Consider the following 26,620-nt stretch of genomic DNA (forward strand, 5'->3'; position numbering starts at 1 on the left):
TGCGAAGAGGATCGCTGCCTGTGGACAGCCGCACCCTTGTGGATTTCAGGACGTCATCACATCAGTACGTACATTGGCACGTTCGTGATGACGTTCCGGAAGGGTAGTTGGCCTCCTAGAGCGTTGCTGGGTCGGTGTTCCCGCCGCAGATGATGACGGCGACCTTCTCGCCGTCGGCCGGCGCATAGGCGCCGGAGGTCAGGGCGGCGTACGCCGCGGCCGCGCCGTGCTCGGCAGGGACTCGGAACTCCGACCACAACCGTGAACGGGCATCGACGATGGCCTCGTCGGTGACAAGCACCGAGACCGGAGGGCGGCGGCGAGCGACGTCGAACGCGATGTCACCGACGCGGCGGGCACCCAGCGAGTCGACGGCAACACCGGAGACGTCCACGTCCACCGGTGCGCCGGCCTGCAGGGCGGACCGCAGCGTCGGGATGTTGACCGGTTCGACTGCGACGATGCGAGCGCGTCCCTCGACCGCAGCCGCCACACCGGCAAAGAGCCCGCCGCCACCGACGGCCACCACGATCGTGTCGACGTCTGGGACGTCCTCGAGAATCTCCAGTGCCAAGGTGCCGGCACCTGCGACGATCTCGGGCTGGTCGTAGGCGTGGCAGAACACTGCACCACGGGCGGTTGCGTCGTCGATCGCCGCGGCGTAGGCATCGGCGTACTCGAGACCGACCTGGCGCACCGACGCGCCATAGGCGACGAGCCGGTCGACCTTCACCCGCGGGGCAGTGGTCGGGACGAACACCGTCGCCGGCACCCCCAGCCGTGCGGCGGCGTACGCGTTCGCCAGTCCGGCGTTCCCGCCCGAGGCCACGACGATCCCCACCTGGGGGTCGAGTCGTTGCGGTCGGCAGCAGCCAGCAGGCGGTTGAAAGCCCCGCGTGCCTTGAACACGCCAGTGTGCTGCAAGAACTCGCACTTCAGCCACGGTGCGCCGTCGTGCCCGGGCAGCATCGGAGTCCTTCGGATGTGCCCGCGAATGCGGTCGTGCGCTGCCAGGACGTCACCACGCTCGATCATGAGCAGTGTCCTCGATTCACTGTTGCTGGAAGACGGCATGGTTGCCGTCAGAAGACGATCAACACGCCCGCCACGATGGTTGCCGTCGACAGGATCACACCTGCTGCTCGAAGCAACCGTCTGGCTGGTGCGTTGCGAGCGAACCGATCAGAGCTCGCCCACGCGATCGAGGATGCACCGGCCAGCAGGAGCAGCACTCCGAACTCGTGATCATCGGTCCACACGACGAAGACCAGTCCGCAGACCAGCAGGATGGCACCCAGCAGTGCGCGGAGGGCTGGGCTGTGCAGCGGAGAGTCGAGGCGGGTGGTCATCGACTGAGGTTACACGGGCACCAGACAGGAGGTGGGAGCCTGTGAGCACGACCTCACCGCAGTCGTTCGACCAGCATCGCCATCCCCATGCCGCCGCCGATGCACATCGTCTCGATGCCGAACTGCTGGTCGCGGGTCTGCAGGCCGTTCAGCAGGGTCGTCATGATGCGGGCGCCGGTCATGCCGAACGGGTGGCCGAGGGCGATCGCGCCGCCGTGGGGGTTGAGCTGATCCTCCACCGAGATGCCGAGGGCGTCGGTGACGGCGAGCACCTGGGCGGCGAAGGCCTCGTTGAGCTCGACGATGTCGATGTCGCCCATCGTCATCCCGGCCCGGTCGAGCAGCTCGGTGCAGGCCTCGATCGGCCCGACACCCATGTACTCGGGATCGAGTCCGCTGACGGCCGAGGCGACGATCCGGGCCAGGGGCTGCAGCTCGAGCTGTCGGGCGCGTTCGGCCGACATCACCAGGACGGCTGCGGCGCCGTCGTTGAGCGGGCACGCATTGCCGGCGGTGACCCGGTGGGGCTCTCCGAGTGCCGGGGTCAGCGCGGCGAGCGCGGCGAGGGTCGTCCCGGGACGGGGGCAGTCGTCGGTGTCGACGACGGTCCCGTCGGGATTGGTCCAGGGCAGGATCTCGCGGGCGAAGAATCCGTCGGCCGTCGCCCGTGCGGCACGCTGCTGGGACAGCAGGGCGAGCTCGTCCATCCGGCCGCGGGAGACGTCATGGCGTACCGCGACGTTCTCGGCGGTCTGCAGCATCGACGTGTACATGTGGCTGACGAAGTCGTCTCGGGAGTCGTCGACGAAGCGGGGATTGAGGTCACCGGCGGGGGCACCGCCAGACACCCCGCGACACGCACTCGACACCCGCCGCGACGAAGGTGTCTCCTTCGCCTGCCCTCACCGCGTGGAACGCCGACTGGATCGACTGCAGCGACGACGCGCACGCACGGCTGACGGTGTTGCCGGGGACGCTGGCCGGGAGGCCGCTGAGTGCCGCCACGATGCGGCCGATGCCGAGACCCTGCTCGCCTTCGGGGACGGCGGTCCCGACGATGACGTCCTCGATCGTCGCCGGGTCCAGGCCGGGGACCTGGTCGAGCAGGCCGCGCACCGCGAACCCGCCGAGGTCGTCGGCGCGGACGTCGCGCAGCGAACCTTTGAAGGCGCGACCGATCGCGGTCCGGGTGGTGGCGACGATGACGGCTTCGGGCATGGTGATCTCCTGGTCTGCCGGGGGTTCAGTAGCTGTTCTCGAGCTGGCGTTTGTAGAGCTTCCCGGCCGGCGAACGGGGCATCTCGTCGATGACGTCGACGGTGCGGGGCACCTTGTGCCGGGCCAGGCGTCCGCGTGCGAACTCCCGCACCTCGGCGGCGACGGCGACGTGGTCGGCGTCGGGGTCGGCCAGCTGGATGACGGCCTTGACCTGCTCGCCGAACTCCTCGTCGGGGATGCCGAAGACGGCGACGTCGAGCACGGCGGGGTGCTCGATCAGGACGTCCTCGATCTCCTGGGGCGAGATGTTCACCCCGCCAGCGATGATCATGTAGTCGGTGCGATCGGTCAGGAAGAGGTAGCCGTCGGCGTCCAGGTGGCCGATGTCGCCGAGAGTCGTCCAGGTCGGATGGTCGGGGTGTCTCGTCGCGGCGGTCTTGTCGGGCTCGTCGCGGTACTCGAATGCCTGCTCGGCTCCGGCGACCTCGAAGTAGATGATGCCGTCGGTGTCGTGGGGCAGCGTGTCCGGTGGGGTCGCAGATGTGGACGGTGCAGCCGGGGCTCGCCTGGCCGACCGACCCCGGATGTGTGAGCCACTCGTGCGAGTCGATCTGGGTGGAGCCGTTGTCCTCGCTGCCGGCGTAGTACTCGTGCAGCACCGGACCCCACCAGTCGATCATCGCCTGCTTGACGCTGGCAGGACACGGGCTGGCGCCGTGGATCACGTACTGCAACGACGACGTGTCGGCAGCATCCTTGACCTGCTGGTCGAGCCGCAGGAGTCGCACGAACATCGTCGGCACCAACAGCGCGTGCGACGGGCGGTGGCGAGCGATCGTGTCGAGCGTGCTGGCTGCGTCGAACTTCGTGGACAGCACGACCGTTCCGCCGATCGACGTGATCGCGCTGCAGAACGACAAGGGTGCTGCGTGGTAGAGCGGGGCAGGGCTGAGGCAGACAGTGCCTGCGGACACGTCGAACGAGCTGGAGACCCAGGCGCGGACGGCCGCATTGCCTTCGGCGACGTGCTTGCCGCTGAGGCTCCGGGTGATGGCCTTGGGTCGGCCGGTGCTTCCGGAGCTGTAGAGCATGGGTGCGCCGTAGGGCTCGTCTGCCAGAGGCTGGGCTGGATGTGTGGTGAGGGTCGAGGCGTAGTCGTCGTACCCGGGCAGCGGCGCGTCGAGGCTGAGTCGTAGCCGCATCGGCAGGTCGGCGAGAGTCGCGGCGGTCTCGGTCAGGCGTCCGTCGACGACGAGTGCGGAGGCGCCGCAGTTCTCGACGACGTACCGCGCCTCGCCTCCGGTCAGATAGGCGTTGACGGGGGTGAAGAACAGTCCCGACCGCATGGCGGCCCAGTAGATCTCCAGGAACCGCAGGTGATTGCCCGCGACGACGGCCAGATGGTCGCCAGGCCGCAGCCCCGCAGCGTGGAGGGCCTGCGCAAGCCGGTTGGATCCGTCGTCGAGCTCGCGGTAGGTCATGGTCTCGCCGGATTCGGCCATGATGACGGCCGGCTTGTCCGGGAACGCTGCAGCATGCGTCGCGGGGTACGTCATGTGGCGATGATAACTACAACAACGACATCATGGATAGAGCCTATTGACTGCTTGATCGGGTTACGTTACTTCTTGTATGACAGTAACTAGGATCGTGAGGACTGGCGTGAGGCGAGAGCTGACGGACGAGCAGCGGGCGTTCCGAGACGAGATGAGGACCTTCTTCGAGACGCAGGTTCCGGCGCGAGCTTCGCGATCCTGTCGCTGCCGGAGCGCCGCTCGATCGCGATCGCATCGTGGAGACCCATCGCATCCTCCACTCGGCCGGGCTCGCCGTGACGCATTGGCCCGTCGAGTGGGGCGGCAAGGACTGGACGGCGATGCAGCGACACCTCTTCGAGGAGGAGATGCACCGCGCCGGGGGTGTTTCCGCCGCTCGGCCCCAACGTCGGCCTGGTCGGACCCGTCCTCGCCGCATTCGGCAGCGAGGAGCAGAAGGCCCGCTTCCTGCCGCCGACTGCCAGCCTCGACATCTTCTGGTGCCAGGGATTCTCCGAGCCCGATGCAGGATCCGACCTTGCCTCGTTGCGGACGACGGCCGTGCTCGACGGCGACCAGTGGGTCGTCAACGGCCAGAAGACCTGGACGAGCCTGGCGCACATGGCCGACTGGATCTTCTGCCTCGTCCGCACCAACCCGCAGGCCGCTCGTCGGCAGCAGGGCATCTCGATGCTGCTGATCGACCTCTCGTCGCCGGGCATCACGGTCCGTCCGATCCGGATGATCGACGGCGAGGCGGAGGTCAACGAGGTCTTCTTCGACGACGTCCGCGTGCCGGCCGACCAGCTCGTCGGCGAGGTCGACAAGGGCTGGGACTACGCCAAGTTCCTGCTCGGCAACGAGCGGGTGGGGGTCGCCCAGATCGGCAACACCAAGCTGCGACTCGCACGAGCCAAGGCGCATGCGGCCGAGCCGCTCGCCGACGGCTCGACCCTGCTGGACGATCCGGTCGTCGCCCGACGCATCGCCGCGCTCGAGAACGACCTCGCCGCGCTGGAGCTGACGGCGTTGCGCGTCGTCGGCAGCTCGAGCGATGGCAAGGCCGATCCGGCCTCGTCGGTGCTGAAGCTGCGCGGCACCGAGCTGCAGCAGGAGGTCGCCCGGCTGGTGGCCGACCTGGCCGGATCCGACTCGCTGGCATCAGCAGCGGGGGACACCTCGGACGTGCCCGAGTGGGCGCAACGATCGATCCCCATCTCGCTCAACCTTCGCAAGGTCACGATCTACGGCGGATCCAGCGAGATCCAGCGCAGCATCATCGCCTCCTCGATCCTGGGACTCTGACATGGACTTCACCGTCGACGCCGAACAGCCGCCCTGCGCGACACCTTGCGCCGCTACCTCGCCGACCCGGCACGCCCGACGACCTGGGCCGGTCTGGCCGATCTCGGGGTGCTCGGGCTGCTGATCCCTGCCGAGCATGGCGGCAGTGACCTGGGGGCGGCCGAGATGATGCTCGTCGCCCAGGAGGTCGGCCGCGCCAACCTGCTCGAGCCCTTCGTCGACGCGATCGTCGTCGCCGCCGGGCTGATCGAGCGGTTCGCGACGGCAGAGCAGCGAGCTGCCTGGTTGCCGCGCATCGCGAACGGCACGTGCCTGCCGATCCTGGCCCACTCCGAGCCGCGTTCGCGATGGAGCACCTCGGCGCGGGGAGTGACCGGCAAAGCGAGCGCAGATGGCTGGACGTTGACCGGGGTCAAGGAGCCCGTCGCGCACGGCGCCGAGGCCGATGTGCTGATCGTCAGCGCCGACGTCGGCGGCGAGACCCGACTGTTCCTGGTCGAGCCGCAGCAGCCGGGCGTTTCGCGCACGGGCTACCTGACCCACGACGGATCCCGCGGTTCGCGGATCGTCCTGGACGGTGCGACGGCCGTGCCGCTCGGCGACGGCTCGATCGGCGAGGAGGCGTTTGGACGCCGTCTTCGCGACCGGCGTCGTCGCCCTGTGCGCCGAGGCGCTCGGCGCGATGGAGGCGGCGCTCGACCTGACCGTCGAGCACCTCACGACCCGACAGCAGTTCGGAGTCCCGCTGTCGTCGTTCCAGGCACTGACCCACCGGGCCGCCGACCTGTACGTCGAGCCGAGCTCGCCCGCAGCATGGTGCTGTTCGCGACGGTCGACCTCGCCTCTGGCGCGGCTGACCCGATCGCCGGGTCTCGGGCCAAGCTGCAGATCAGCCGGGCGTCCCGGCGCATCGGCGATGCCGCGATCCAGCTGCACGGGGGCGTCGGCGTCACCGACGAGTATCCGATCGGCCACCTCGTCAGCCGGCTCGAGGCGATCGACCGAACCCTCGGCGACGGAGACTTCCACCTCGACCGGCTCGCCGCCGACGTCCGGACCCACACCGCAGTCGAGCTGTTGCGCTGATCGACTGCGGTGTGGCTCGAGACCGACGGTCGTGGCTGGATCGTCGGCGTTCGACCAGTCCTTGAGGTCTGAGCCGGCGGCCCAGGTCGAATGGGTGCCGCTCGAGATCCGCTCGGGCAGCTTCAAGGTGCAGACCGGACCGGCCGAGATGTCGGCGGCGTCGAACACCAGGCAGAACGAGGCATCGGCGTTCATGTCGGTGGTCAACGTGATGAGGTAGCCGTCGTCCTCGCCGGTGCTGCCGACGCGCGGCGCCATCGACGCCTCGCTGCCGTACACGCCGTCCTCGAGGCGGAAGTGCTGCTCGTTGCCGGTCACGTTGTCGTGCTTGACGAGTCCGTCGAACAAGAACCAGGCCGGCTTGCTCGTCGCGGAGTACGAGTAGCGGTGCTTGCGGCCGCCGACCGAGCCGTTCATCATGCCGAACTCGCTGACGGTGTCGGTCAGGCGTTCTTCCTTGACGCCGCCGGTCACCAGGTTGAGCCGCCACCGGTGCAGCCGCGGCTTCATCCGGTCGTTCGCCAGGAAACGGAACGCTCGCTGCCACTTGTCGCCCATGCCGTTGTCGGCCGGCGAAGGATCTTCCTGGAAGTAGCCCTCGACGACGATCTCGTCGCCCTCCTCGTAGGCGTTGACCCAGTGCAGGACGAACGTCGACTCGCACTCGAACCACCGCACATCGCCGGCACCGCCGCGGCGCGGGATGACACCGAGCCGCATCGGCATGTCGGGGTGGAACCGGGCGGCGTACGCGCCCTGCTTGAGACCTTCGGGGTCCCAGAACAGGGGCAGTCGTTGAGGATCGCGTAGTTCTCGGTGAACGACATGTCATGTGGCAGGCGTGGCCCGGGCAGCTCGATCGGGACGTAGTGCACGAGCTCGTTGTCGGCATCGACGACTCCGTAGTTCATGTACGGCGCCTCGGTGCTGTAGTTGAAGAACAGCATCTCGCCGGTGGCGTCGTCGATCTTGGGGTGGGCCGAGACGCCCCAGTCGAACGGGAACTTGCCGTTCCACGACTCCTTGCCGAGCGGCTCGAGCGACTGCGGGTCCATCCGGTAGAGATCGCCGCACTGGTAGAAGCTCGTCAGCGCGACGCCGTTGTGCACCACGACGTCGGTGCTGGAGGCATCTTTCAGCCGTCCACGTGCACCCCAGCCGTGCTCCATCAGCGACATGTTGGGTCGCTCGGCCAGTCCGGCCCACAGGCTCTTGCCGGCGTCGGTCTCAGCGGCCAGGCCGTCGGTGCGGACGAAGCGATTGCGGTAGAACGCCGTGCCGTCGCGGAAGCCCACGACATGGACCATGCCGTCGCCGTCGAACGGGTGGTAGTTCTTGATCGCAGGATGCAGGGGGTTCTCGGTGTTGCGCAGGTAGACGCCGTCGAGGTCGGTCGGGATCTCACCCTGGACGACGTCGAGGTCGTCGGCCTTCCACTCGGTGGTCTGCGGCTGCCACGGTCCGGTGCGGTACGGGTGGTCGTCGTCGGCAGGCAGCGTCGACAGCATGCGTCCGACAATGTCGAGGTCCATGATGCTCCTTACGAGGTGGGGAAGGTCAGGGGGTGTTCTCGACGACGAACGAGACGGCTGTCGTGAACGAGCCGCCGACGTTGACCGTCAGGACGCGGTGCGCGCCGTCGATCTGCAGGTCACCCGCTTGGCCGGTGACCTGGCGGGCGGCGTCGAGCACCATGCGGACGCCGGTCGCGCCGACGGGGTGACCGGCCGACAGGAGTCCGCCGCCGGGGTTGACCGGCAGGCTGCCCGACCGTTCGATCGTGCCGTCGCGGACGACCTCGCCGCCCTTGCCGCCCTCGACGAGGCCTAGGTGCTCGAGGGTCACGAGGCCGGTGATGCTGAAGCAGTCGTGCATCTCGACGACGTCGATGTCGTCGACGCCGCTGATGCCCGCGCGCTGGTAGGCGTCGTGGATCGCGCCGTGCAGGTGCGGGAACAGGTGCGGGGTGTCGTGCGAGCTGGCGAGCTTGTCGGCCAGCAGGAGCGTGTCGGTGCGATGGCCGAATCCGGAGATGCGGGGCAGCTGCTCGAGGTCCAGACCGCGGGTCGCCGCCCATTCTGCGGCGTAGGAGGCGCCGGCGAGCACGATCGCGGCAGCACCGTCGGTGATCCGGCCGCAGTCGGTCTTGCGCAGACGGCCCTCGACGAGCGGGTTGACCTCGTCGTCCTCGGCGAACGACCCTTCGGGGAACGCCCAGTCGCGGGTCTGCGCCAGCGGGTTGCGAGTGCCGTTGGCGAAGGCGATCTCGGCGAAGCGTCCGAGCACCGCGTGATCGAGCCCGTACCGCTTGTCGTACTCCTCCGCGACGTCGGCGAACAGTGCGGGCCACGCGTACTCGGCGTCGACGGCCTCGCGTCCGGCCCAGGCGGCGGTGCCGAGGTTGTCGGCGGCCTGCTTGGCCGAGACGTTGCGCATCGGCTCGAGACCGACGACGAGGGCGACGTCGTACCGTCCTGACTCGATGTCGGCGCTGGCTGCGACGATCGCGGTGCTGCCGGAAGCGCAGGCAGCTTCGTGCCGGGTCGACGGACGTCCGACGAGCGCAGGCTCGGCGGCCGCGACGAGCCCGCCGAGCTGAGCCTGGCCGGAGAACAGCCCACCGGCGAGGTTGCCGACGTGCACGACCTGCACCTCGTGCGGATCGACCTGGGCGTCGGCGAACGTCGCCGGCAGCACCTCGGTCAGCATGTCGATCAGGCCGAGCCCTTCCTTGGCCCAGTTGCGGGCGAAATCGGTCTGGGCTCCACCGAGAATGTAGAGATCCTGTGCCATGGGGCGCCTCCGGTGTGTGGCTGGGTGGGATGGACGGTTCATGCGGGGGTGCGCAGCTCGCGCTTGAGCACCTTGCCGACGGGATTGCGGGGCAGGGCGTCCACGATCGCGAGGCTCTCGGGCAGCTTGTACTTCGCAATGTGTCGTTCTTGCAGGAAGGCGTTGATCTCGTGGAGGGTCGGGCTGTGGCCGTCGTTGACCACGATCACGGCGCGGGTGCGTTCGCCCAAGGTGTCGTCGGGCATGCCGACGACGGCGACCTCGGCGACGGCCGGATGCTCGACGATGAGGCTCTCCAGCTCGGCCGGCGAGATGTTCATGCCGCCACGGACGATGAGGTCCTTGGCCCGGTCGACGTACTGCAGGAACCGCAGGTCGCCGGTGTGGTCGGCGACGTACTGGAACAGGTCGCCGGTGCAGTAGAAGCCGTCGGCGTCGAAGGGATCAGCCGATGCGGTTCCGGGCAGGTAGCCCGAGAAGATCCCCGGGCCGCTGAGTCGCAGCTCGCCGGGCGTCCCGCCGGTCGTGACGGTCTCGCCGCTGACCGGGTCGACCAGCTTGCTGAGCACGCCGTGCGAGGCGCGGTTCGACCAGGTGTGGTCGGCAGAACCGAACCGTGGGAACAGCACGGACCGGTGCACTGGATCGGGCACCGACCGCGGATCGCTGACCAGGCTGATGCCCTCGTTGGAGCCGAAGCAGTTGAGGATGTCGATCCCGAACCGGTCGCGCCAGGCCACGATCATCGACGGCGGCAGCGGTGCCGAGCCTGATCCGATGACGCGCACCGAGGCCAGGGTCTCGGGCGTGCAACCGGGCAGGTCGAGCGCACGGATCAGCAGCGCCGGGGGAGCCACGGTGTAGGTGACCTGCTCGTCGTGGAGCTGGCGAAGAACGTCGGGGCGTCGAAGGGATGGTGCTGCACCAGGACGGCGCCGGTCAGCAGCCACGGCACCAGCATGCCGGCGATCCCGGCCATGTTGACCATGGGAAAGGGGTTCAGCAGGACGTCGTCGACAGTGAGCTCGGCGGCGTCGACGCTTGAGATCGCCATGGGCCGCCAGTCGTTGGGGCAGCGCGGCACGCCCTTCGGTGTGGACTCGGTGCCGGACGTCCAGCAGATCGTCACGGCTTCGTTGGGGTCGCGGTCGCGGTCGCGGTCGAGGTCGACGTCGAGGGATGCGGTGCCGCCGCCTCGGACGATGGGCGTCAGGGCGATGACGTCGGCGGGCAGGTCTTCGCCGAAAGCGAGGATGGCCTTGAGCTCGGGAATCTCGCGCAGGGTCGCGGTGATGTCGGTGAGGGTCCCGGCGAGGATCCGTCCGCTGCCGATGAACGCCGTGAGGTGGGCCAGCTGGCCCATCTGGCCGAGCTCGAAGGCGCGGTACTGCACGGGAAATGGTGTCGCGATGGCACCGATCGAGGCGATCGCGAGATAGCTCGTGACGAGATCGGTCGAGTTGGGCAGCTGCAGGCCCACGACATCGCCGGCCTCGACGCCGCACGACAGAAGCTGCGGTCGCGAGGAGGGCGACCTGCTGGTCGAGCTCGGCCCAGCTGAGCCGCTGGGGGAGCGCGCCGCTGATCTCGGGAAGGTTCGGAGGATCGACCACGGCGAGCCGGTCGGGCATGGCCCGGACGTGCTCGGCCAGCAGCGCGGGCCAGGTCGCGGCACCCCAGTGGCCGGCCTCGGTGAAGGCCTTCACGCGATCGGGTGTGTGGAGCTTCATGAGTTAATTACTACAAGATCAAAAGTCACCTGTCAACGAATTGTCGCTGTCGTGCGGGGATCTCCGCCGACTGCACTACGCTGGGGGTCGCCCGAACCGGAAGGATGCGACGTGACGAAGGAAGCAGTCGTTCCCGACGTGGGGGAGAGCGCTTCTCCGCTCGGCCGGGCTCTCGTCCTGATGGGCGACATGTGGACCGTGCGCATCGTGCGGGCGATCTTCGCCGAGCAACGCCGATTCCAAGACTTGCGCGACTCGCTCAACATCTCCGACCCGGTGCTGTCGCGCCGCCTGCGCGGTCTCGTCGACGACGGCCTGCTGTTCACCCGCGCCTACCAGTCGCATCCGCCGCGCCACGAGTACCTGCTGACCGAGTCGGGCATCGACCTGTGGCGAGTCATGATCGCGCTGTGGACGTGGGACCGCACGTGGGCTGGTGCGCACCACCGCGACAGCGGCCTGCGGCTGCGGCACGACGTGTGCGGCAACTCCACGCGCCCCGTCTTCGGCTGCGGCCGGTGCGGCGCGATCGGACTGACGGCGCGAGACGTCAAGGGCACCGTCGACGACCGCCTCCTGCTCGACGTCGTGGGTCGTCGGTCGCGTCGTTCGCCGACCATCAACACCCCCATCGATGCATCGGGTGTCCTGGGCGACCGGTGGTCGACCATGATCTTGTCCGACGCGCTGATGGGCAGTCGCCGGTTCCACGAGTTCCAGTCGCACCTGAAGATCTCGCCGGTGACCCTGACGCACCGGCTCGAGCTGTTCGTGGAGACCGGGATGCTGAGCCGCGAGTCCGTCGCGGCCGGAGGTCGGCGCCAGGAGTACCGCCTGACGCCCAAGGGCATCGACTTCTTCTCGGTGACCGCGACGATCAACAGCTGGGCGGCTCAGTGGCTCGCCGACGACGGGCAGTCCGGGCTGTCGCTGATCCACACTGCCTGCGGCCACGAGCTGCAGCCGCAGTTCACGTGCAACAGCTGCAATGGCGTGCTGGCGCGACCAGAGATCAGCTTTGAGGGCTCTGCGGTCTGACCGACTCGATCGCGTGACCGCGCAACGGCTCGTGGCACGCGCTGCAGGTCAAGATGACGTGCAGCTCTCGAGCCGCACGTCGCATGGTGCATCACGAGCGCCGGGCCGTCCGGAGCCGTGAACCAGCGGTGACCCCACTGGATCATGAGCAGGACGACGGGCAGGAACGCCAGTCCCTTGGCGGTGAGCCGGTACTCCATCCAGTCGGCCCGCTCGGCCGTCGGGACCTGCTCGAGGACGCCGAGGTCGGCGAACACCGCGAGCCGGTCGGCGATGATCGTGGGGGAGGCTGACAGCCGCTTCTGGAACTCGCTGAACCTCGTCACGCCGAGGAAGGCCGCACCCAAGATGGCGATCGACCACCGGTTGCCGATCAGCTCCATGGTCTGGTTGATGACCTCGCTGGGCCGCTTGTCGTTGCGCGAGCGCTGCCGTCGGGCCGTGATCTGCAGATTGCGTGACCAGTCGCCGCTGGGGCCGATCTTGCCGTCGACCTCGCGCCACCGGATGCCTTCGCGGCACGAGTCGCAGGTCAGGACGGGATCGGTGGCTCGCCGCAGGTCGTGTGGCGCATGTGCGGCAGGTCGACCGCGTCCTCGTCGTCGACCCAGTTGCGCTCCCATGCCCACATCGAGATCAGGATCGGCCAGACCTGGCGGCCGCGTGCCGACAGCAGGTACTCGTAGCGGACCGGGCGGTCGCTGTAGCGGTTCTTGGTCAGGACGCCGGCGTCGACCAGGGCGGCGAGCCGGGTCGTCAGTGCCGTGCCGGGGATGGGCCGAGCTTGAGCCAGTCGGTGTAGTGCTTGGCGCCGCGCAGGGCCGTCCGGATGATCCACAACGACCACTCGTCGGCCAGGACGCCGTTGGCGACGGCGATCGAGTTGGGGCCGCCTGGCTCCAGCGGAGTGGCGTCGTCAAAGCCTCCGAGGAGGCGTCCGTCGGCGCTGGTCATGGCACATCCCTATCAGGTCTGGGGGGTCGTGGTGCTGCTCGTGAGGTTACTCGTACTGGTCCGTTGACCGGCCCATCAGGATGGGGTATAACTTAGTCACGTTGCTAACTATAGTGATCGGCGTCACCTCATGCAACTGGGTGTGATCGCGGGGAAATTCGAGCAGGAAGAGGAGGGTCAGAGGTGCTGGAGATATCCAACGTGGTCATGCGCTTCGGTGGCGTGACAGCACTGGATCGCGTGGGCTTCACCGTGGCCGACAACGAGATTTGCGGTCTGATCGGCCCCAACGGAGCCGGGAAGACCTCGCTCTTCAACTGCATCACGCGGATCTACCGCCCCGAAGAGGGCTCGGTCCACTTCAACGGCCAGGACCTGCTGTCGCTGCGCCGTCACCAGGTGGTCCGACACGGCATCGTCCGCACCTTCCAGAACCTGGCGCTCTTCCCGTCGCTCTCGGTCCTCGAGAACACCGTCATCGGCGCCCACAGCGTCAACACCCCGCGGCTCGTCCCGTCGATGGTGGCTCGCCCATGACCCGCTCGGCCCAGCGCCGCATCGAAGGCGAAGCCTGGGGAGCTGCTCGAACGCCTCGAGGCTGACCGATGTCGCCTTCCACCCGGCAGCCGGTCTGCCGTTCGGCACGCTCAAGCGGGTCGAGCTGCGCGCGCGCTCTCATCAGCCGCCCCTCGCTGCTGCTGCTCGACGAGCCTGCCGGCGGCCTGACCCACTCCGAGGTCAACGAGCTCGGCGAGCCCATCCTCGACCTGAAGAAGGACTTCGGCTTCAGCGCGCTGCTCGTCGAGCACCACATGGGGCTCGTGATGGGCATCTCGGACCACATCGTGGCCATGGACTTCGGTCGCACCATCGCCGACGGATCGCCCGCCGAGGTCCAGCGTGACCCCGCGGTCGCCGAGGCCTACCTGGGGAAGAGCGCATGACTTCGACACCACTGCTGGAGGTCCGCGGACTGCGGGCCGGCTACGGCCAGATCAACGTCCTGCACGAGATCGACCTCGAGGTCGGCACCGGCGAGGTCGTCGTCGTGCTCGGTGCCAACGGTGCCGGCAAGTCGACGCTCATGGCCGCGATCTCGGGCCTCATCCCGCACACCGGCGACATCCTGGTCGACGGCAAGCCGGCCGGCAACCCGCGCCCCGACGAGATGCTCAAGCACGGCATCAGCCTCGTCCCGCAAGGACGCGGCACGCTGACCGCGCTCGACGTCAAGGACAACCTTCGCGTCGGCGGCACGAACCTGGCGACCAAGAAGGAAGTCGAGGAAGAGATCGACCGCTGGTTCACGATCTTCCCGCGCCTGGCCGAGCGCAAGGACCAGGTCGCCGGCACGCTCTCGGGCGGCGAGCAGCAGATGCTGGCCATCGCCCGGGCGCTCATGAGCCGTCCGCGGCTGCTGCTGTGTGACGAGATCAGCCTCGGCCTCGCGCCGCTGATCATCCAAGAGCCTTTCGAGACGCTCGGTCGGGTCAGCGCCGAGTCGGGCACCGCTCTGCTGCTGGTCGAGCAGAACGCCGAGCTCGCGCTCGACATCGCCTCACGCGTCTACCTGCTGGAAGTCGGAGCAGTCGCCTCGTCCGGAACGGCCGCGTCGTTCCGCGACAACAACAACATCCGCCAAGCGTACCTAGGCTATTAGGACTCATTCGATGGACATATTCCTGTCTCGACTCTTCGCCGGCATGACGTCGGGGTCGATCTACGTGCTGATCGCACTCGCGCTGGTGGTGGTCTTCCGCAGCTCGACCACGATCAACTTCGCCCAAGGAGAGTTCGCCCTCTTCACGACCTACGTCGCCTGGTGGCTGACCGAACGCGGCCTGAACATCTGGCTCGTGCTCCTGCCCGTCATCGCCCTCGGATTCATCATGGGCGCGCTCGCCGAACGCTTCCTGATCCGCCCCGTGCGCAAGCGGGACGAGACCGCGATCCTGATCGTTGCGCTAGGCCTGTTCACAGGCCTCAACGGACTCGACGGCTGGATCTGGGGCTCGGACGAGAAGGTCTTCCCGACGATGTTCCCGTCCGGTGAGGACTCCTACATCTTGGTGTTCGGGGCGCGTCTGCACTACGACTCGCTGTTCGTGTGGCTGTTCACGATCGGTGTCGTCGTCGGCCTGACGCTGCTGTTCAAGAAGACGAGCCTGGGCCTGGAGATGCGCGCCGTCGCGACCAACCCCCAGTCCGCCTCCTTGTGCGGCATCAAGGTCGGCCGCATCCTGACGATCAGCTGGGGCCTCTCGGCCGCGATCGGATCGCTCGCCGGCGTGATGCTGGTGCCGACGATCCCGCCCGGACAGCTCAACCTGTCATCGATGTTCCACATCCTGATCTTCGCCTCCGCGGCAGCCCTCCTGGGCGGTCTCGACAGCATCAAGGGCGCTGTCGTCGGCGGCCTGATCATGGGCATCGGCCTGGCGATGATCAACGGCTACGCGACGTTCATCGGCGGCTCGTTCTCCTTGACCTTCGCCCTGATCCTGATCGTCGCCGTGCTGACTGTCAGACCTACCGGACTGTTTGGAACGCGCCGATTGGAGCGAGTGTGAGCACCGAGACCTTGAACGAGAAGACTCAGCCAAAGGTTGAGGAGCCAGCCGGCAAGGGGCCGCGGACCATCCGGCGCGGCAGCCGGGCGCACAGCCTCATGCTGCTGGGCGGTGCAGTCATCGCCGTCCTGATCATCCTGTGGGGCAGCGGGCTCGACCCGTTCAACCAGGGCCGGCTGACCCGCGTCGCGATCTTCGCGATCGCGATCGCCGGGCTCAACGTCGCCACCGGCTACATCGGCCTGCTGTCGGTCGGCCACTCGGCCTTCTTCGGCCTCGGCGCCTACACGACGGGCGTGCTGGTCGTGAAGTACGAGTGGGATCCGCTCGCGACGATCCCGGCAGCACTTCTGCTGTGCTTCGTCGTCGGACTGCTCGTCGGCCTGCCGGCCCTGCGGATCCGCGGCCTGTACCTCGCGATGGTGACGCTGGCCTTCGGCGTGGCCTTCCCCGAGATCATCGCCCACTTCGACGAGCTGACCGGCGGCGCGGAAGGCATGACGATCCGTCGTCAGCAGCTGCGCCCGCCGGAGTGGTCGGGCTTCACGCTCGGTGAGCGGACCCAGTGGCTGTACTGGCTGTGCGTCGTGACCCTGCTCGTGACGATGCTGATCATCCACAACATCGTGCGCAGCCGCTACGGCAAGGCCATGATCGCGGTCCGCGAGAACGAGATCGCAGCGTCGTCGTCCCGGCATCAACATCGCCGTCATGAAGACCACGGCGTTCGGCGTCTCCGGTGCCATCACCGGCGTCGGCGGCAGCCTGTTCGCGATGTACATCGGCAGCCTGTTCGCCGAAGGATCGTTCACGCTTCTGGCTGGCATCACCCTGCTGATCGGGCTCGTCATCGGCGGTGAGGCCACTCGCCTTCGGCCCGCTGCTCGGCGCGCTGGCCGTCGTGTACGTGCCCTACTACACCGCCGACATCGGCCAGGGGCAGTCGTCGGCCGTGCTGTTCGCCGTCGTCCTGATCTTCGTGATCTTCGTGGCGCCGGCCGGATCGTCGGGGGAATCACCAAGGCAGTGCGCAAGGTGTTCGTGCTGACACCTGCCATTCCGAAGAAGCCGGAAGGGGCCCGCAAGAACTAGACGTCCAGCTCGACCCGCACTCATCACCAAGTACTTAGAAAGGCTCACCATGAAAATCACCCACGTCACCGGGGCACGCCGCCTCGCTGTCCCGTTCGCCGTGGCTGCGGCTCTCACGCTGAGCGCGTGCGGCGGCGGCAGTGACTCGACCGACTCGGCCGAGACGTCCTCGGACCCGTCCAAGTTCAGCATCAACCTCGATGACTGCAACGATCCCGAGTCGGTGACCGCGCCGATCGAGGGAACGTTCGACATCGGCTACAGCGCACCGCTGTCGGGCCCGGTCGCCGGTGCGGTCGAGCTGGCCACGGCCGGCTACGACGCCCGCATCGCGGCGGAGAACGCCAAGGGCGGCGTCGACGGCGTCAAGATCAAGGTCACCTACAAGGATGACGCATTCCAGCCCGACAAGGCCAAGGCCAACGGCACCGAGCCCATCGAGAGCCTCAAGGTCGATGCTCTTGCCACGTTCGGCACCGGCCCGCTGGCCGCCATGGTCGACGACCAGAACGCAGCTTGCGTGCCGATGCTCTACCCGAGTCGTCGACCGCTGACTTCGTCGACGTCGAGCAGTTCCCGTGGACCACGACGATCCTGCCGCTGGCCTCGAACGAGGCCAAGTTCTTGGTCAACCTGATCGAGACCCGCTTCCCCGACGGCGTCAAGGTCGGCGTCGCGGAGAACCAGACCGCTTCGGGCAAGGTGCAGAGCGAGGCGTTCCAGGAAGCTGCCAAGGAGGCCGGACTGGAGATCACCAAGGTCGTCTCCGATGCTGACCCGGTTGCCGCTGCGACGACGCTGAAGTCTGAAGGCGTCGAAGCCGTCTACCACGGTGGCGTCACCGGCACCTGTGGTGCGTTCGACACGGCCCGCGGCCGCGTCGGGTACGAGCCCGAGCTCGTGCTGAAGCCGTCCAACTGCGTCAACGCGGTCGAGTACATCGCGGCCGGCAAGGCAGCCGACGGCGTCGAGCTGGGTGCGTTCGGCAAGGATCCCAACTCGCCGGAGAACAAGGACGACGCCGGCGTCAAGGAGTACGTCGCGCAGATGACGGCCAACAAGGTGCCCGCCGAGGTGCAGGCCAACGCGGTCGCCGTGTCGGGCTGGACGCAGGCCGACCTGATCATCAACACGCTGAAGCAGGCTGCGGCGTCCGAGGACGGTCTGACCCGTCTGAGCGTCATGGAAGCTGCCCGCGACCAGGACTACGCCTCGCCGATGCTGATCAACGGCATCAAGTGGTTCAGCACGCCTGACCTGCTGACCGGTATCGACGGCTTCCGTCCGATCAAGTGGGTTGCCGCTGACAAGGCGTTCGTCTCCGCTGGCGACGTCATCAGCATCCGCCCGTAACACCCCTCATCACCCCGCTGAGGAGGTACTTACTGCCCCGTGAGGAGGTACTTGTCGCCCTGTGGCCAGGGCGGTAAGTGCCTCCCCGAAGGGCGGTAACTACCTCCTCAGCGGTTTTTAGTTGACTTGGCGGTCGTGGCCTTGCCAGAACTCTTGGCGGAGCTTGAACTTCTGCAGCTTGCCGGTCGCGGTGCGCGCCAGCCTTCGCGGAACTCGATCCTCTTCGGGCACTTGTAGCCCGCCAGGTGGGTTCGGCAGTGCGCCACGAGGGCCGCCTGATCGACTGCCTCCTCGTCGGCGTCGAGCACGACCAGCGCCGTGATCAGCTTCGCCCCACTTCTCGTCGGGGATGCCGATGACCGCGACCTCCTTGACCGACGGATGCGACATCAACGCATCCTCGACCTCGATCGAGGAGACGTTCTCGCCGCCGGTGATGATGACGTCCTTCTTGCGGTCGGCGATCGTGACATAGCCGTCCTCGAACGTTCCGCCGTCGCCGGTGTGGAACCAGCCTCCGGCCTGCGCGTCGGCGGTCGCCTCAGGGTTCTGCCAGTACGACTCCAGCGAGTGATTGCTCTGCGCGAGCACCTCGCCCTGGTCGTCGACCATGATGCGCACCCCGATCGCCGGGGCACCCGCACGGTTGAGGTTGACGGCCTGCTGGTGTGGGGTCAGATCGTCCCACTCCGCGCGCATCCGGCTCATCGTCAGCAAGGGCGACGTCTCGGTCAGCCCGTAGATCTGGATGAACTCCCAGCCCAGCTCGTCGCGGATCCGCTCGATCGTGCGAGTCGGCGGCGGGGCGCCGGCCACGATGATGCGCACCCGGTCGCGGCCGGGGATCGGACCGTCCCAGGCCTTCGCGGCGTCGAGGATCGAGGTCACGACGGCCGGGGCCGCGCACATCACGGTCACGCCGTGCTCGTCGATGCGCCGCAAGATCTCGGCACCGTCGATCTGCCGGATCACGACGTGCTTGCCACCGACCCCCGTGATGATGAACGGCCATCCCCAGCCATTGGCGTGGAACATCGGCAGCGTGTGCAGGTGGACGTCGCGGTCGGACACCGACGCGTGAAGCGCGAAGACGGTCGCGTTGAGCCAGTTGTTGCGGTGGGTCAGCTGAACGCCCTTGGGTCGTGCGGTCGTGCCGGACGTGTAGTTGATCGTCGCGGTCGCCCCCTCGTCCGGTTCCCACGGCTGCGGTTGCGCCGTCGAGCCCCAGATCTTGTCGTCGTCCTCGCCTAGCACGAACGACCGCTGGCACTCGACCTCGTCAACGAGGTGCCGCAGCTCAGGATCGACGATCAGCACCTCGGCGCCCGAGTGCTCGACGATGTACCGGATCTCGGCGACCGCCAGCCTGAAGTTGACCGGCACCAGGACCCGTCCCCACCCTGAGACACCGAAGAAGGACGTCAGCAGACGTGCCGAGTTCTGCGACACGATCGCAACGCGTCCACCGACCGGTACGCCCAGCTCGTCGAGGCCGGCGGCCTGGGCGCGGGCTCTGCGCCCGAGCTCGGCGTAGGTGATCTCACCCCACGACTCGGCCGGCTGCTTCGGCTCGTCGACGACTGCGATCCGGTCGGGATAGACCGTGACGGCACGATCGAGGAAGTCCATGACAGTGAGGGGGTAGAACAAGGCAACCTCCAGAGGTGGGCACTGATCTCTCCCATTGTTACCCGGATCGGGGTTGCTGTGGCGTTGCGCACTAGCCTGATCGACATGGCTGGACCCTGTTCAACAACACCGACGCAACTCCCGAGCAGGCGCAGTCGTTTGGCGCGGCCCTCACTGCGCTGCAGGCATTTCATGACGCCTTCGTCGAAGCAGCGCCCGATGCCGCGACGCTCGATGCGCTGACCACCGACCTCGAACGCTGGACCGACGCGCTGACTCCGCTGGCGCAGCCCGAGGCACGACGGCTCTCCGGACGGATTCCGACGCTGCCCTCCCGTGGGCACGCGGCACTGCCGCCGGTCCACGTCGATGCGTCCAATCCTGATCGGATCAGGGCGACCCTGACGTTCGGCTCGTACTTCATGGGCGGCGGGGGAGCAGCCCACGGCGGCATGATCATGACGGTGCTCGACGAGATCATGGGGATGCAGGCCACGATCACGGATCAGAAGCTGGCCCGCACGGCCTATCTCAAGGTCGACTTCCGGTCGCCCGTCCCGATCGACGTGCCGGTTCAGGTGACGTCGTGGCGTGAGGGCAGGGACGGTCGCAAGCACTTCGTTCGCGCCGAGATGTGGGCGGGCGAGACCTTGTGCGCCGAGGGCGATGCGCTCTTCGTGGAGCTTGCGCTAGCACCCTCTCAGCGGCGTGACCGGAGCAGACCGCTTATCAGCAACGTGCGGGTGAAATCAACCCATTGCACGGTCGGTGTGAAGTTGCTAACTTGAATTGCCGCGCCGATTAAAACGTTTTAACTCGACTGCCCGAGGAAGACGCATCTGGAACGCGGCTCTGTTCAGATGAGTCGAGGAGAGTCAATGCCTGTCGAGCTTCGCCGCGTCGCCGGAACTGCCAGGGCAGGGCGTCGTCGCGCTGATCTTCCTGGCGCTCAGCCTGGGAACCCTCGTGAGCGTCAGCATCGCCGCACCGGCGAGCGCCGCACCGCCGCGCGTGTGCGGAGCCGCGCTGAGCAGCGGCACCGGCAAGGTCGTGCTGCTCAACCTGCCGGCGAGTGGATCGACCGGTGCGGACTCGTACTCATCGGGCTACCTCGCGCCCGCCAAGGCCTCGGAGTGGACCAACTACTCGCTCGAGGGCGACGCGACCACGCCGAACACCCTCGCCGTGTCGTTCCGGCAGAGCGCAACAACGGCCCCTCGCTCCAGCTTCTCGAGCGGCCAGAACTCGCTCGGTCCGCTTCGGCTCAACAACGGAGGCTGGGCGGCCGACGGCACGATCCCGCTGCCGGCCGGAACTCTGACCCCCGGCGTGCCCGTTCCACTTCAAGATCGAGGTCAGTGGCCAGCAGGTCACGGTCAAGATCGATGACGTCAACGTTGCCCAGTACTCGCGCCCCTGGCTCCCGGCCGCAGGAACCATCGGCATCCGGGTCTCCGGCGACGAGACCGGAACCCTCGACAACCTGGTCGTCCGTCAGCCTCGAGACCGGCAAGTACCCTACGCCGACGACTTCGAGGACCGGACTATCGGCGCAGGCGGCGCCACGGCAAGCTGGTTACCCCGGCCTGGAGGTCACCAAGACCTGCACGGTCCCGGACTCGCCCGACGATGCGTACTGGATCTGGAGCGCCAACGCTTCCTCGGTCAACAACTGGACTGCCTTCCGCAAGACATTCACGATCGACGACGTCGCTGCGCTCCCGGCGAAGGTCAACGCGCGCATCTCCGCCGAGACCAAGTACTGGCTGTACGTCAACCAGAAGCCGGTGGTCTTCGAGGGCAGCGTCAAGCGGGGACCCAACCGGCACCGACTCGTACGTCGTACAATGTCGACCTGCGGCCGTATCTGAAGGATGGCGAGACACACCGTGGCGGTGCTTGCGGTCTCCTACGGACGAGGCGGGTACGCGGGGCCGTACTCCGGCAAGGCCGGGTTGTTCTTCGAGGCCGATGACATCGACCTGCGCTCGAACGACTCGTGGAAGGCGCTGAAGTCTCCATTCCTACGGCTCGATGTCGGTCGACACCAACTACCGGTTGGCTGAGCCGAACATCAAGTACGACGCACGCGACGAGGTCGCCGGCTGGGCGGACTGGAAGAACGCCGACTTCGTCGATCGGCCTGGCCAGCCGCAGTGACGTCCGGCAACCAGGGCAGTCGCCGTGGAACCTGCTGGTCGATTGGCCGATCCCGTTCGCTCAAGTACGACGAGGAGTTCACGACCTTCGCGGTCACCGATCCCAAGGTGAAGGCGACCACGTCCGGCGGCGTCACGCAGTACGAGGTGCGGATGCCCGTCAACCACGCTTACGCCGTACGTCAAGCTCGGCGCGAGCACCGAGGCCGGCAAGACCGTCGGGCTCAAAACCGATCACGCCACCGTGAAGGGCTCGGGGGTCGAACAGGCCGTCCAGGCCCAGTACGTCACCAAGGCCGGTGCCCAGGATGTACGAGTCCTCGTGTGGATGAACGGCGACGAGCTCTTCGTGACGGCACCTGAAGGGGTCGAGGTCGAGAAGTTCGGCTACCGCCTCTCGGGTTATGCGACCGAGTTCGACGGCTGCGTTCAGCTCCGACGACGAGTACATGAACAAGCTGTGGACGATGGCGCGCGACACGCTCTACGTGACGATGCGCGACTCCTACATGGACTGCCCCGACCGGGAGCGTTCGCAGTGGTGGGGCGATGCTGTCAACGAGTTCGAGGAGGCGTTCTACGCGCTCGATCCGTCGGCGACCGATCTGGCGCGCAAGGGAATCGACAACCTGATGGGCTTCCGCAACGGTGACCTCATCCCGACGCAGGCGCCCGCGGCGTCGTTCTCCGCTGCCGGCTCAGTCGCTGGCCGGGGTCGTGCAGCTTCTGGATGTTCTACGAGTACTCCGGCGACAAGACGGCGCTGGACCAGACCTACCTCCCATCGGTGGCGTACCTGCGCACGTACAACATGGCGGCCGACGGTCTCCTCGCGCACGACCACGGGGGAACCTGGCACTGGCACGACTGGGGCGCCAACGAGGACGGGCGTCTGATCGACACGCTCTGGTATTACATCGCGCTGAGATCGACGATCAAGTCGGCCAAGGCCCTCGGCACGTCCGAGGACGATCCCCAGGTCGTCTGGATGCAGGACCGCGTCGACTCGATCAAGACAACATCGAGAGCTTCTGGTCGATGGCAAGGGCTACTACGAGTCCACGGGTGACGGCAAGGCCGACGACCGTGCGAACGCCTTGGCGGTGTACGCGGGTCTGGCCGATCCGGCCCACTACGCAGCAGATCCGCGACGTGCTGGTCACCGTGAAGAAGTCGAGCCCGTACATGGACAAGTACGGTGCTCGAGGCGCTCTACCTGATGGGCTACCCCGACGAGGCGATGGCGCGCATCAAGGACCGCTATGCGCCGATGGTGAACGACCCCGATCACTCGACGCTGTGGGAGTTCTTCGCCGGGCCCGAGCAGGATGCTGCCGGAACCTTCAACCACGCCTGGACGGGTGGCCCGTTGACCATGATGAGCCGCTACGCCGCGGGCATCCAGCAGGTCAAGCCGGGCTTCGCGGAGTTCGCGGTCAGGCCGCAGCTCGGCTCGATGAAGAGCATCGCGGCCAAGGTCAACAGCGCCAACGGCAAGATCGATGTCGACATCGACGCCAAGGACGCGAACGTCTACAAGCTGGACGTGACCGCGCCAGCGGGAACCGTGGCGCAGGTGCACCTGCCGACCGTCGTGCTGGAAGACGTCAAGGAGTCAGGTGCCCCATTGACCGAGTCATCGCCCGGCGTGCTGGGCGTGACGGTCGATGACGCGGCCGGTGAGACCGTCGTCCGGGTCAAGCGGGCAAGTACTCGTTCGTCGTGGCAGCGCCACCGGCAGATGTCACCGTGCCGAAGGTCGGACAGGTCAGCCCCGGCGAGAGCGTCAAGGGCAGCGTCAAGGTCAAGAACACCGGCGTCTCGGCGATCGACTCGATCACCGCGGACGTCAAGGTTCCGGGGCTCACGGGTGCGATGACGCTGACAGGTGGTCCGGTGGCAGTGGGCGACTCGGCCGAGCTGCCGTTCACGATCGACGTGCCGCAGGGCATGCGCAACGGCTCGTCGTTCGACGCCGAGACCGAGGTGACGGTGTCGTACGGCGACCAGCAGCGGAAGCTTCTCGGTGCCGGTCGCGGGATATCTGCGGGTCGCGGCCGATGTCGCGATCGATTCGGTCGCAGTCGGCGCGCGTACAGGTGACTATCCGAGGACGGGTGTGTGGACGGCGACCGCGAAGGTCCGCAACAACGGACCGACGGCGGTGACCGGCCAGGTCGTGGCGCAGTCGGTTGACGGAGTCCTAGAGGCGGGGGCCCCGTCGAAGCTCGTGACGGTCCCGGCGGGCGGATCGCTCGACGTGCCGGTCACGGTTCATGGCGGCGGCAAGTACTGGATGCCGATCATGCAGTCGGTCTCGGTCAAGTTCGTCGACCGCGGATCGGTGCTGGCGACCGCGACGAGCGGCACTCGGATCAAGTGGTACGGCCCCCAGGGGCAGAGCTGGAAGACCACTGGCGCGAACGCCGTTGCGGACGCCACCGACTTCGTCGACTTCGGCGATGGAGGCACGGGCTCGACCGGCAACTCTGCGGGGAACGTCAAGCCGGGTCCGACCGAGCTCGCCCACAACCTGAAGTGGAACTACCGGTCGACGACCCCGGTCGGCGGCACCAACACCGAAGGCGGCCTGACCAGGCGGTTCACCTGGGCGCGCGATGGCAGCTGGTTCAGTGCCGATGTCGCCGTGACATCGGGCGAGCCGTTCGTGCTGAGCCTGCGGGAGACCGCGGACACCTCGGCACCGGTCACGCTCCCGGTCGTCCAGTCCCGGCCCAAGCAGTACAAGATCCTGGTCGACGACGTCGTCGTCCGTCAGGTCAAGTACCTGATGCCCAACGAGGGTGTCGTGGGCGACACGTTGTCGAACTACCAGGTGCGGGTCGACGATCCAGCAGCTCTGGACGCCGACAACGACGGCAAGGTGACGGTCAAGTTCCGCTATGACGGTGGAGATGATGCCACCTATGACCCGTCGCTGACTGACCTGTGGGTCTCCGAGGCGACCGACCCGGCGACCGATGACATCGCACCGACGGTGTCGGCTGCTCCTGCGGACTCCACGGTCTACGGGAACAATGGGTGGATCACCGAGGCGACGACGCTGGTCGTCAAGGCCGTCGACAACGCCGATCCGTCGCCGTCGGTCACCGTCGCGCTGGATGATGCGACGAGTGCCCCCTACGCGGGGCCGGTGCCGGTCGATTCGGACGGCACGCACGTCCTGAGGTACTCGGCGACGGACGCATCGTCCAACACCACGGGTGAGCAGACGCTGACGGTCAAGGTCGACAGCACCAAGCCGGTGCCGGAGTTCGGCACGTGGCCGACAGGTGTGATCCGTGACGGCGAGGTTCCGGCCGAGCCGGCCTGCGAGGCGACGGATGCCACCTCAGGTGTGGCGTCATGTGTCCAGAAGGGCTACTCGAAGTCGGTCGGCGCGCACACCATCACGCAGACCGTGGTCGACAACGCCGGCAACCAGGCCAGCGCGACGCTCAGCTACGTCGTCGTGGCGGTCGACAAGACGGCGCTGGGGCTCGCGCTCCTGGAGTCGTCGGCCCTGGACGCAGGCGACTACACGACCTCGACGTGGAGTGCGATGCAGGCCGTCGTCGACGACGCGCAGGAGGCCTTCGACAACGAGGGCTTCTCGCAGGCCACGGTGGATGCCGCTGTGGAGTCGGTCAACGACGCCGTGGAAGCTCTGGAGAAGAGGGGCGATCCGGCGGCGTTCAACACGTTGATCGCTGCGGCCGAAGCGCTGTCCGGCAAGCTGGACGGCTTCACCGACGCCTCGGCGGACGCACTGCGTACCGCGCTGGCTGAGGCGAAGACGGTCGATCTGGCCGACCAGACCCAGGCCCAGCGAGGCTGCGACGGCGGAGCTGCAGTCAGCCCTGAACGGACTGACGGTCAAGCCTGCGACGGTCGACAAGGCCGTGCTGCAGCACGTCTATGACGAGGCGAGCACGCTGTCGAACTCTGATGACAGGTTCACCGCCGACTCGTGGGCTGCGCTGCAGAGCGCGCTGGCCGAGGCCAAGGTTGTCCTGGACGACCAGGGCGCGGCCCAGGCGCAGATCGACGAGGCGGCCCAGGAGCTGACGTCGGCGGTGACCGGGCTGGAGCTGACGCCTGCCCCGCTCAACACGGCGGTGCTCCAGGACCTGTTGGCCACGACGGCCAAGCTGTCCAACTCCGGTGGCAAGTACACCAAGGACTCGTGGGCGAGGCTGCAGACCGAGGTCACCGACGCGACGAAGGTGCTGAAGAACGCTTCGGCGACGCAGTCGCAGATCGACCAGGCGACGATCGACCTGTACACGGCATGGTTTGCTCTGGTGCCGGCCAAGCCCGTCGTACCGGTCGTGTCGAAGGTCAAGCTGAACCAGTCCCAGCTGCGGCTGGTCAAGGGCCGGTCGGTCCGGTTGGAAGACGGCGTCTACTACTCGGACGGCCGCTCGGCATTCTCCGGCGCGACGTCATGGAAGTCGTCCAACCGGGGCGTCGCGACCGTGGGCCCTCGACTGGCGTCGTCAAGGCGAAGAAGACGGGCACGGTGGAGATCACCGTCACGTCGACCCGCCCCGGCACGTCTGGCAAGAAGCTGTCGACCAGCATCAAGGTGACGGTCGTCAAGGCGAAGCCGAAGTCGAAGGTCACCAAGGTCACGGCCTCCGTGCCACGGTCGATCAAGGCAGGGCAGACGGTCTACGTCACGGGCAAGTACGTCTCGTCGAAGACAACGGGCGTCAAGGTGACCTACCGGTCGTCCTCGCCCAGCGTCGCGACCGTCGACGTGGCCGGCCGGGATCGTCGCCAAGAAGAAGGGCACGGTCAAGATCA

30 protein-coding genes and 9 pseudogenes are annotated in these 26,620 nt (G+C 67.4%); 24 read left to right on the forward strand and 15 right to left on the reverse strand.

Annotated elements, in window-relative coordinates; all coding sequences use genetic code 11:
• Positions 1-115: 115 nt before the first annotated feature.
• The 5 genes and pseudogenes from ACHMWU_RS29420 to ACHMWU_RS29440 all read right to left on the reverse strand — a co-directional run.
• Positions 116-829 (reverse strand): serine/threonine dehydratase, encoded by a 714-nt coding sequence (locus ACHMWU_RS29420; protein ID WP_396049008.1) that lies wholly within the window; start codon positions 827-829, stop codon positions 116-118.
• Between the two features lie 253 nt (positions 830-1,082).
• On the reverse strand, positions 1,083-1,349 hold the full coding sequence (locus tag ACHMWU_RS29425; RefSeq protein WP_396049010.1) for a hypothetical protein: 267 nt from the start codon (positions 1,347-1,349) through the stop codon (positions 1,083-1,085).
• A gap of 53 nt (positions 1,350-1,402) precedes the next feature.
• Positions 1,403-2,567: pseudogene (locus ACHMWU_RS29430) on the reverse strand (acetyl-CoA C-acyltransferase).
• 25 nt (positions 2,568-2,592) lie between these two features.
• Entirely contained in the window at positions 2,593-2,880 is a 288-nt protein-coding gene (locus ACHMWU_RS29435; protein ID WP_396049012.1) for a hypothetical protein, read from the reverse strand.
• Between the two features lie 256 nt (positions 2,881-3,136).
• Positions 3,137-4,123 (reverse strand): annotated as a pseudogene (locus ACHMWU_RS29440) (AMP-binding protein); the annotation flags it as partial.
• 363 nt (positions 4,124-4,486) lie between these two features.
• Here ACHMWU_RS29440 and ACHMWU_RS29445 point away from each other — a divergent pair.
• The 4 genes and pseudogenes from ACHMWU_RS29445 (at position 4,487) to ACHMWU_RS29460 (ending at position 6,713) form a co-directional block, all read left to right on the forward strand.
• Positions 4,487-5,407: an acyl-CoA dehydrogenase family protein gene (locus ACHMWU_RS29445; RefSeq protein WP_396049013.1), complete on the forward strand. Its 921-nt coding sequence runs from the start codon at positions 4,487-4,489 to the stop codon at positions 5,405-5,407.
• Between the two features lie 108 nt (positions 5,408-5,515).
• Positions 5,516-5,653, forward strand: a pseudogene (locus tag ACHMWU_RS29450) (acyl-CoA dehydrogenase family protein); the annotation flags it as partial.
• A gap of 436 nt (positions 5,654-6,089) precedes the next feature.
• Positions 6,090-6,493: pseudogene (locus tag ACHMWU_RS29455) on the forward strand (acyl-CoA dehydrogenase family protein).
• A gap of 31 nt (positions 6,494-6,524) precedes the next feature.
• Positions 6,525-6,713, forward strand: coding sequence for a hypothetical protein (locus ACHMWU_RS29460; RefSeq protein WP_396049325.1), 189 nt, complete (start codon positions 6,525-6,527; stop codon positions 6,711-6,713).
• Here the strand turns inward: ACHMWU_RS29460 and ACHMWU_RS29465 are convergent.
• The 4 genes and pseudogenes from ACHMWU_RS29465 to ACHMWU_RS29480 all read right to left on the reverse strand — a co-directional run.
• A pseudogene (locus tag ACHMWU_RS29465) lies at positions 6,632-8,025 on the reverse strand (carotenoid oxygenase family protein); the annotation flags it as partial. The gene ACHMWU_RS29460 and the pseudogene ACHMWU_RS29465 sit on opposite strands and share 82 nt — an antisense overlap.
• Positions 8,026-8,050: 25 nt before the next feature.
• Entirely contained in the window at positions 8,051-9,286 is a 1,236-nt protein-coding gene (locus ACHMWU_RS29470) for an acetyl-CoA acetyltransferase (RefSeq protein ID WP_396049015.1), read from the reverse strand.
• A gap of 38 nt (positions 9,287-9,324) precedes the next feature.
• The gene (locus ACHMWU_RS29475) at positions 9,325-9,606 is read right to left on the reverse strand and encodes a hypothetical protein (RefSeq protein ID WP_396049285.1); all 282 of its coding nucleotides are present in this window, start codon (positions 9,604-9,606) and stop codon (positions 9,325-9,327) included.
• 204 nt (positions 9,607-9,810) lie between these two features.
• A pseudogene (locus ACHMWU_RS29480) lies at positions 9,811-10,961 on the reverse strand (AMP-binding protein); the annotation flags it as partial.
• A 166-nt stretch (positions 10,962-11,127) separates the two neighbouring features.
• Between ACHMWU_RS29480 and ACHMWU_RS29485 the strand changes: the two are divergent.
• Positions 11,128-12,054, forward strand: a complete 927-nt coding sequence (locus ACHMWU_RS29485) for a winged helix-turn-helix transcriptional regulator (RefSeq protein WP_396049017.1) — start codon at positions 11,128-11,130, stop codon at positions 12,052-12,054.
• Positions 12,055-12,230: 176 nt separating this feature from the next.
• Here ACHMWU_RS29485 and ACHMWU_RS29490 read toward each other — a convergent pair.
• The 3 genes and pseudogenes from ACHMWU_RS29490 to ACHMWU_RS29500 all read right to left on the reverse strand — a co-directional run.
• A pseudogene (locus tag ACHMWU_RS29490) lies at positions 12,231-12,677 on the reverse strand (winged helix-turn-helix transcriptional regulator); the annotation flags it as partial.
• Entirely contained in the window at positions 12,587-12,892 is a 306-nt protein-coding gene (locus ACHMWU_RS29495) for a winged helix-turn-helix transcriptional regulator (protein WP_396049018.1), read from the reverse strand. The pseudogene ACHMWU_RS29490 and the gene ACHMWU_RS29495, both read right to left, overlap by 91 nt.
• Positions 12,811-13,008 (reverse strand): hypothetical protein, encoded by a 198-nt coding sequence (locus tag ACHMWU_RS29500; RefSeq protein ID WP_396049019.1) that lies wholly within the window; start codon positions 13,006-13,008, stop codon positions 12,811-12,813. Before ACHMWU_RS29500 ends, ACHMWU_RS29495 begins: the two co-directional genes overlap by 82 nt.
• 183 nt (positions 13,009-13,191) lie before the next feature.
• Here ACHMWU_RS29500 and ACHMWU_RS29505 point away from each other — a divergent pair, with 183 nt between their 5' ends.
• The 8 genes from ACHMWU_RS29505 (at position 13,192) to ACHMWU_RS29540 (ending at position 18,023) form a co-directional block, all read left to right on the forward strand.
• Positions 13,192-13,545 carry an ATP-binding cassette domain-containing protein gene (locus ACHMWU_RS29505; RefSeq protein WP_396049020.1) on the forward strand — a complete coding sequence of 118 codons (354 nt, stop codon included), beginning with the start codon at positions 13,192-13,194 and terminating at the stop codon, positions 13,543-13,545.
• A 68-nt stretch (positions 13,546-13,613) separates the two neighbouring features.
• Positions 13,614-13,952, forward strand: coding sequence for a hypothetical protein (locus ACHMWU_RS29510; RefSeq protein ID WP_396049022.1), 339 nt, complete (start codon positions 13,614-13,616; stop codon positions 13,950-13,952).
• Positions 13,949-14,668, forward strand: coding sequence for an ABC transporter ATP-binding protein (locus ACHMWU_RS29515; RefSeq protein ID WP_396049023.1), 720 nt, complete (start codon positions 13,949-13,951; stop codon positions 14,666-14,668). Before ACHMWU_RS29510 ends, ACHMWU_RS29515 begins: the two co-directional genes overlap by 4 nt.
• A gap of 10 nt (positions 14,669-14,678) precedes the next feature.
• Positions 14,679-15,578, forward strand: coding sequence for a branched-chain amino acid ABC transporter permease (locus ACHMWU_RS29520; protein WP_396049024.1), 900 nt, complete (start codon positions 14,679-14,681; stop codon positions 15,576-15,578).
• Positions 15,575-16,438: a branched-chain amino acid ABC transporter permease gene (locus ACHMWU_RS29525; RefSeq protein WP_396049025.1), complete on the forward strand. Its 864-nt coding sequence runs from the start codon at positions 15,575-15,577 to the stop codon at positions 16,436-16,438. Before ACHMWU_RS29520 ends, ACHMWU_RS29525 begins: the two co-directional genes overlap by 4 nt.
• On the forward strand, positions 16,435-16,626 hold the full coding sequence (locus ACHMWU_RS29530; protein ID WP_396049027.1) for a hypothetical protein: 192 nt from the start codon (positions 16,435-16,437) through the stop codon (positions 16,624-16,626). The genes ACHMWU_RS29525 and ACHMWU_RS29530 overlap by 4 nt, the downstream gene beginning before the upstream one ends.
• 93 nt (positions 16,627-16,719) lie before the next feature.
• On the forward strand, positions 16,720-17,307 hold the full coding sequence (locus ACHMWU_RS29535; protein ID WP_396049028.1) for an ABC transporter substrate-binding protein: 588 nt from the start codon (positions 16,720-16,722) through the stop codon (positions 17,305-17,307).
• The gene (locus tag ACHMWU_RS29540) at positions 17,271-18,023 is read left to right on the forward strand and encodes an ABC transporter substrate-binding protein (RefSeq protein ID WP_396049286.1); all 753 of its coding nucleotides are present in this window, start codon (positions 17,271-17,273) and stop codon (positions 18,021-18,023) included. The genes ACHMWU_RS29535 and ACHMWU_RS29540 overlap by 37 nt, the downstream gene beginning before the upstream one ends.
• A 107-nt stretch (positions 18,024-18,130) precedes the next feature.
• Here the strand turns inward: ACHMWU_RS29540 and ACHMWU_RS29545 are convergent, their stop codons facing one another.
• The 3 genes and pseudogenes from ACHMWU_RS29545 to ACHMWU_RS29555 all read right to left on the reverse strand — a co-directional run bounded on the left by ACHMWU_RS29545 (position 18,131) and on the right by ACHMWU_RS29555 (position 20,133).
• Positions 18,131-18,331 carry a hypothetical protein gene (locus tag ACHMWU_RS29545; RefSeq protein ID WP_396049030.1) on the reverse strand — a complete coding sequence of 67 codons (201 nt, stop codon included), beginning with the start codon at positions 18,329-18,331 and terminating at the stop codon, positions 18,131-18,133.
• A 28-nt stretch (positions 18,332-18,359) separates the two neighbouring features.
• Positions 18,360-19,652: pseudogene (locus tag ACHMWU_RS29550) on the reverse strand (AMP-binding protein); the annotation flags it as partial.
• A gap of 190 nt (positions 19,653-19,842) precedes the next feature.
• Positions 19,843-20,133: a hypothetical protein gene (locus ACHMWU_RS29555; protein ID WP_396049032.1), complete on the reverse strand. Its 291-nt coding sequence runs from the start codon at positions 20,131-20,133 to the stop codon at positions 19,843-19,845.
• Here ACHMWU_RS29555 and ACHMWU_RS29560 point away from each other — a divergent pair.
• From ACHMWU_RS29560 to ACHMWU_RS29610, 11 genes and pseudogenes are all read left to right on the forward strand, one after another.
• The gene (locus tag ACHMWU_RS29560; RefSeq protein ID WP_396049034.1) at positions 20,117-20,440 is read left to right on the forward strand and encodes a hypothetical protein; all 324 of its coding nucleotides are present in this window, start codon (positions 20,117-20,119) and stop codon (positions 20,438-20,440) included. The two genes, ACHMWU_RS29555 and ACHMWU_RS29560, sit on opposite strands and share 17 nt — an antisense overlap.
• Positions 20,441-20,618: 178 nt before the next feature.
• Positions 20,619-21,041, forward strand: coding sequence for a hypothetical protein (locus ACHMWU_RS29565; RefSeq protein ID WP_396049035.1), 423 nt, complete (start codon positions 20,619-20,621; stop codon positions 21,039-21,041).
• Complete coding sequence (locus ACHMWU_RS29570; protein WP_396049037.1) at positions 21,038-21,523, forward strand: hypothetical protein; 486 nt, start codon at positions 21,038-21,040, stop codon at positions 21,521-21,523. The genes ACHMWU_RS29565 and ACHMWU_RS29570 overlap by 4 nt, the downstream gene beginning before the upstream one ends.
• A gap of 18 nt (positions 21,524-21,541) precedes the next feature.
• Positions 21,542-21,718: a hypothetical protein gene (locus ACHMWU_RS29575; RefSeq protein ID WP_396049038.1), complete on the forward strand. Its 177-nt coding sequence runs from the start codon at positions 21,542-21,544 to the stop codon at positions 21,716-21,718.
• 90 nt (positions 21,719-21,808) lie between these two features.
• Positions 21,809-22,174 (forward strand): hypothetical protein, encoded by a 366-nt coding sequence (locus ACHMWU_RS29580; protein ID WP_396049040.1) that lies wholly within the window; start codon positions 21,809-21,811, stop codon positions 22,172-22,174.
• Positions 22,175-22,278: 104 nt separating this feature from the next.
• Positions 22,279-22,434, forward strand: a pseudogene (locus ACHMWU_RS29585) (hypothetical protein); the annotation flags it as partial.
• A gap of 107 nt (positions 22,435-22,541) precedes the next feature.
• Positions 22,542-22,880, forward strand: a complete 339-nt coding sequence (locus tag ACHMWU_RS29590) for a hypothetical protein (protein WP_396049041.1) — start codon at positions 22,542-22,544, stop codon at positions 22,878-22,880.
• A 129-nt stretch (positions 22,881-23,009) separates the two neighbouring features.
• Positions 23,010-23,690 carry an alpha-L-rhamnosidase C-terminal domain-containing protein gene (locus tag ACHMWU_RS29595; protein ID WP_396049043.1) on the forward strand — a complete coding sequence of 227 codons (681 nt, stop codon included), beginning with the start codon at positions 23,010-23,012 and terminating at the stop codon, positions 23,688-23,690.
• 17 nt (positions 23,691-23,707) lie between these two features.
• Positions 23,708-23,914 carry a hypothetical protein gene (locus ACHMWU_RS29600; protein WP_396049045.1) on the forward strand — a complete coding sequence of 69 codons (207 nt, stop codon included), beginning with the start codon at positions 23,708-23,710 and terminating at the stop codon, positions 23,912-23,914.
• 16 nt (positions 23,915-23,930) lie between these two features.
• Complete coding sequence (locus tag ACHMWU_RS29605) at positions 23,931-25,733, forward strand: hypothetical protein (protein ID WP_396049047.1); 1,803 nt, start codon at positions 23,931-23,933, stop codon at positions 25,731-25,733.
• On the forward strand, positions 25,714-26,403 hold the full coding sequence (locus tag ACHMWU_RS29610) for an FIVAR domain-containing protein (RefSeq protein ID WP_396049049.1): 690 nt from the start codon (positions 25,714-25,716) through the stop codon (positions 26,401-26,403). The genes ACHMWU_RS29605 and ACHMWU_RS29610 overlap by 20 nt, the downstream gene beginning before the upstream one ends.
• Positions 26,404-26,620 lie beyond the last annotated feature (217 nt).

The organism is Aeromicrobium sp. UC242_57, from assembly GCF_044452305.1.
Taxonomy (GTDB): Bacteria; Actinomycetota; Actinomycetes; order Propionibacteriales; family Nocardioidaceae; genus Aeromicrobium.